Annotated in this window: 3 protein-coding genes; all 3 read left to right on the top strand. The window is 44.0% G+C overall.

Annotation, left to right across the window (positions count from 1 at the left end; translation table 11 throughout):
• Positions 1-309: 309 nt before the first annotated feature.
• The 3 genes from KCO92_RS07130 to KCO92_RS07120 all read left to right on the top strand — a co-directional run bounded on the left by KCO92_RS07130 (position 310) and on the right by KCO92_RS07120 (position 4,725).
• A complete protein-coding gene (locus KCO92_RS07130; RefSeq protein WP_104696311.1) occupies positions 310-1,746 on the top strand; it encodes an outer membrane family protein in 1,437 nt (478 codons plus the stop codon).
• Positions 1,747-1,751: 5 nt separating this feature from the next.
• The gene (locus tag KCO92_RS07125) at positions 1,752-3,116 is read left to right on the top strand and encodes an outer membrane family protein (RefSeq protein ID WP_104696309.1); all 1,365 of its coding nucleotides are present in this window, start codon (positions 1,752-1,754) and stop codon (positions 3,114-3,116) included.
• A gap of 103 nt (positions 3,117-3,219) precedes the next feature.
• Complete coding sequence (locus tag KCO92_RS07120; protein WP_104696310.1) at positions 3,220-4,725, top strand: outer membrane family protein; 1,506 nt, start codon at positions 3,220-3,222, stop codon at positions 4,723-4,725.
• The last annotated feature ends 115 nt before the right edge of the window (positions 4,726-4,840 follow it).

Here is a 4,840-nt window from a genome sequence, read left to right as displayed (position 1 = left end):
TAGCAAAGTCTTTCTCAGTTCAGAAACGCTAGTTTGAAGTTAGTTAGGAAGCTTCTCTCTTTAGGGAGTGGCGGTTCGCAGAGCAGGAGAGATTTTACCACTCGCATTATAAGGCTGCATATGCTAAACTTGTGCTATAAAAACGAGAGACGCAATGTGCAGAGTTGGAGCGCCTGCTCCGGATTTGTAGATGCAAAGCATTGGATGCGTGTCCAACATTTATTCCTCATCACGCACAAGGGTCAGGCATTGAAAAAAATCACCTTCCTATCAAGAGGTTTAGTAGCGGTGTTGGGTTTGTGGAACGGAATGGATGCCTTAGATTGGCGCAATCTGGAATCCTTTGCTAAATTCAAGGCAGGGGCAGAATCCTTTTCCAAGGTGGGCTTCAACAATAAGCCCATTAATAGCAACAAAGGGCTTTATCCCACAGAAACTTTTGTTACCGTAGTCGCCTACTTGCAGTTGGATTTCCCTGAATTATTTTCTAAGAGTGCCACCGCGGCAGGGCATCATCTCTCAGGAAGTTTAGGGGGCATGGGCGGGGGACTGATCTACGATGGCACGCGGAATTTGATCGACCAATCCACTGGCAAACCTTACGGCGATATGGCTTGGAATTATTTTGGTTACTGGGGAGGATTAGTTGGCCAAAAACCCTGGGCACAGTGTGGATTGAGCAATGGGGTCAAAACCTATCAAGAAGGTCAACAGCTCACCCAAGCCCAGCTTACGGCTCTGTCCGATCGCACTCATGAGAGTTGCGCACAGGGTTATGCAAATAACACTAGACACTATGTGATTTACAATGCCTATCTTGATTATTCCTATAAGGATATTTTTCGTTTCAGGGGGGGGCGTTACGAATCCCCTGCGGACTACATGAGTGGTTATACCCAGGGCTTGGACATGACCCTGAAGGTGAAAAATTTCAAGTTTTGGTGGTTTAGCTCCTTTGGACGGGGTTTTGCCTATAATGAGTGGCTTTACAATTTTTACTCGCCCAAGACCTACACCTTGGCTAATGGGAAGAACATCAACCCCGGTGTGCATGCCTTTTATATCACATGGCAATACAAGGGTCTTAGCATTGTGCCTTTCTTTTACTTTTCTCCCAACAACGAATACGATCCCAACTTCACGATCCTCTATGATAGTAAACCAGATTTTAAAGGGCTGGGGTGGCGTTCGCAAACTGACATTACCGTGCTAAATCCCATTTATGCCAAACGCTTTTGGAATACATACCAATTTGGCATGCTCTCTAAAAAAAATGCGCATAGTTTAATGATTAAGCAGCGTTTTGACTACAACAACTTCAACTTTGGGGGGGGAATCTACAAGAGTTTTGGTAATGCCAATTGGATGATTGGCTATCATGGAAACCGTTTAGGCTTTGACTTTTGGACTAATAGCGTTTATGCTAATACGATCAATTCACTCTCTTATATGATGGACGCGGACTCTTTCACAGGTTTTCTCTTTGGAGGGGGAGTGCATGAGAGATTTTTGTGGGGCTGTTTAGGACGCCTAACCTATGGTCCTAGAGCCAACGAGCAGGTCATTTCTTTCAACATGGGATACCAGTTTTCCAAGCATTTTTATGCGGATATCAAGGTAGAATTTTACAATATGGACATGCACCGCGGTTACAAGATGGGTTGGAATGGCCCCTTTTTGGATAGTCAGCCTGCTACACAACAGGATAGAAGTCATATTTTTACTGAATTTAAAGTAAGCTTGTAGGTTTAATGCGCAAGCTTGCCCATGTCCTCTTGGTTGCGCACACGTTGGAGAGACTTTTTTTGTGGGGCTTTGATTATAAGTGGAGTGGGGCAACAGAGTCTGTTTCTAAGGTAGCCTTTAACACATCGCAGATCAATTCACTCAAGGGTATCTATCCTACAGAGAGCTTTATCGCCATAACCGTAAAAACCCAAATAGATTCCACTTTATTGCATAAAGGATCGCATAAAATCAGCAGCGGTCTTGGAGGAGCCTTAGGGGCACTTGCCTATGATAGCACCCGCTATCTTGTCGATCAAAGCACGGGCAAGATTTACGGCTCTAAAGTGTTCTATTACATCGGAAGATGGTGGGGATATTTAGGCGATGCGCCATGGAGAGCGTCTGCACTCCAATCTGATCGACACACACGCCCCTATGTGCTTTATAGTGCTTATTTGCGCTATGAATACGGCCGTGCTTTGAGCATCACAGTGGGCAGGTATTCATCTAAAACGACTTTCATGAGTGGTTACACAGAGGGGTTTGAAGTTTCCTACCACTTTTTACAGAATTTTCAAACAAGATGGTTTAGCTCTTTTGGTAGGGCATTGGCAGTGGGAGAGTTCATCAGGGATTGGTATGCCCCCATTACCACTACTACCACAAATGGCAAGCCTATTAATTTAGGAATCCACGCCTTTGAGGTCAGTTATGAAGACCCCCATGTATTGTTTGAACCTTTGGTGTATTTTTCACCCAATACTTACATTACCCCTGGTTTTAAATTCCACTACAATAGCAATCCTAACTTCAAGGGGATCGGTTTCAAATCTCTAAGCCAAATCGTGCTGATCGTTCCCACATATATGCCTCATCTCTACAACACTTACTATAGAGGTAGTCCTTTAGGAGCGTGGGGGGTAAGTTTGTATTTTCAGCAACGCTTTGACTACAATCAATTCAATTTTGGAGGGGGATACTTCCAAAACATCGGCAATGCTAACGCCAAAATTAACCGGTATGGAAGTCCCATTGGAATCGACTACCGGGATAATAGCGTTTATGGGGGATTGATAGACAATATGATCTCTCCCAACGCGATCACGGGTTTTGTCTTCGGAGGTGGAGTGCATAAAAAATTTTATTGGGGTGTATTGGGCAAACTCACTTTTGCGCCTAGGGCCAGTGAGCAGACTGCTTCCCTCAACTTGGGAATTAGATGGAACGAATATGTGACCAGTGATCTACGCCTCGTTTACCACGAGGTGAGCACACACCGGGGCTATAAAGTGGGCTACAATGGCCCCTACGATCCCAATAACCCCGATTTTGCTCCCAACACGCAGGATAGGAGTTTCTTAATGACCTCTCTCAAGGCGAAGTTCTAATAAATGTATCGTTTAGTAATATCTAAAATATGCAATGTCTAGTATGCCAATTGTTTTTCACCAAAAAATACCCTATGATAGAAAACACTTAGAAGGAGTTCGTATGTCAGAGCATCATTTGCGGGACGCGCATATCGGTTTTACCCGCCTTTTTAGTCTACTGGGGTATCTAGGGATTTCATGGCTGCATGCTTTTGATTATAGCTTTAGCGGGCAATTAGATACCTTTTCTAAAATCGGTTTTAACCATTCTCCCCTCAATTCTGCAAAGGGCATTTTTCCTACCGAAAGTTTTATCGATGTAGCGGGCACCGCCCAAATTAGAGTGGGCTTGTTGCCCAGGCATACCGCTAACCACTCGCTTAACTTCCACCTTGGGGGTGAAATGGCAGGGGTCCCTTATGACTCTACAAAATATTTAATAGATCAGGCCAATGGTAAGGTATTTGGTTCGGATGTCTATAACTTCATCGGGGGTTGGCATGGCTATTTTTTTAACAAATATTTTGGTCCAGATTATGCCGGGCATGCGCAATCAGGGGCATGGAATGCGCGTCCCTATATTTTGGACACCGCCTATATCGATTATCAGTATAAAGATGTTTTTGGGATAAAACTAGGGCGTTATGCAGCTAATATTGACCTAATGAGTGGGTCTAACCAGGGTTTTGAGTTCTACTACAAACCTATGAAAAATCTCAAATTATGGTGGTGGAGTTCTTTTGGGCGAGGCTTGGCGTTTAACTCTTGGATTTACCAATTCTACGCTGTCGTTCCCTATTTGCAAAAAAACGGACAGTTCATTAACTATGGCTGGCATGGGATCACTGCCACTTATGATTACGATAAATTAAGTGCGCAGTTTTACTACTTTTTTGCCCCAAAGACCTACAACACCCCGGGGATTAAACTGGTCTATGATACTAATAAAAACTTTCAGCAGGTGGGTTTTCGCTCCCAGACTCTTCTCATGGTAACTGTTCCTATCTACTATTCTGGTTGGTATAATTCAGAAACGGGTCATTACAGTATTTGGGATAACCCTCAACACGGATCGCCTACGGGCAAATATGGCGTTAGCCTCAATATCCGTCAAATTTTCCGCTGGAATAAATTTACTTATATCTTAGGGCTCTACAATACCTTTGGCAACTCTGATGCCCTGCTTGGCAGCCACACCATGCCCATGGGAAATAACACTTCTTATGTCAATGATATTTATGGGATTGTGGGTTATGACTTTTGGGATAACATCGGTTACGACGGCCTCTCTGATGCGGTCGTCAATGCAAACACCACTACGGTTTATGGCTCTGTGGGAAGCGTATACAAAAAGTTTGCCTGGCATATCTTTGGACGAGTGAGCCATGCCAATAAAGACGCGCAAGGACATCGAGGGCGCGCTGATGAGTATTCTGCAGCTCTAAGTTTAGACTACGCCTTCACCCCCTCCATATTGCTCCATTTTAAGGTCGAATACTACGGCGTGCAAATTCACCAAGGGTACCGCGTAGGTTACTTTGGCTTGCCCCAATTTGGTAATCCCGCTTTTCAGGCAAACTATCAAGACAGAAGTCATTTGATGACCAACCTCACTTTAAAGTTTTAACACCAATTCAGTTTTTGGTTCCTTCCCCCCAACCCCCTTAGCTTTAGTTATGGGGCTAGTTAGTCAATATCATCTTGTACAACACTTTGTATGATAGCCACTATCAAATGTAAAA

The sequence above is a fragment of the Helicobacter salomonis genome, from assembly GCF_017979425.1.
GTDB lineage: Bacteria > Campylobacterota > Campylobacteria > Campylobacterales > Helicobacteraceae > Helicobacter > Helicobacter salomonis.
The sequence above is the reverse complement of the archived record's forward strand: the minus strand, read 5'-3'. Positions and strand labels throughout refer to the sequence as shown.

Coding starts and splice junctions, on each gene's coding strand:
- KCO92_RS07130 (WP_104696311.1), top strand. CDS start 310: ATGGATGCCTTAGATTGGCGCAATCTGGAATCCTTTGCTAAATTCAAG.
- KCO92_RS07125 (WP_104696309.1), top strand. CDS start 1,752: ATGCGCAAGCTTGCCCATGTCCTCTTGGTTGCGCACACGTTGGAGAGA.
- KCO92_RS07120 (WP_104696310.1), top strand. CDS start 3,220: ATGTCAGAGCATCATTTGCGGGACGCGCATATCGGTTTTACCCGCCTT.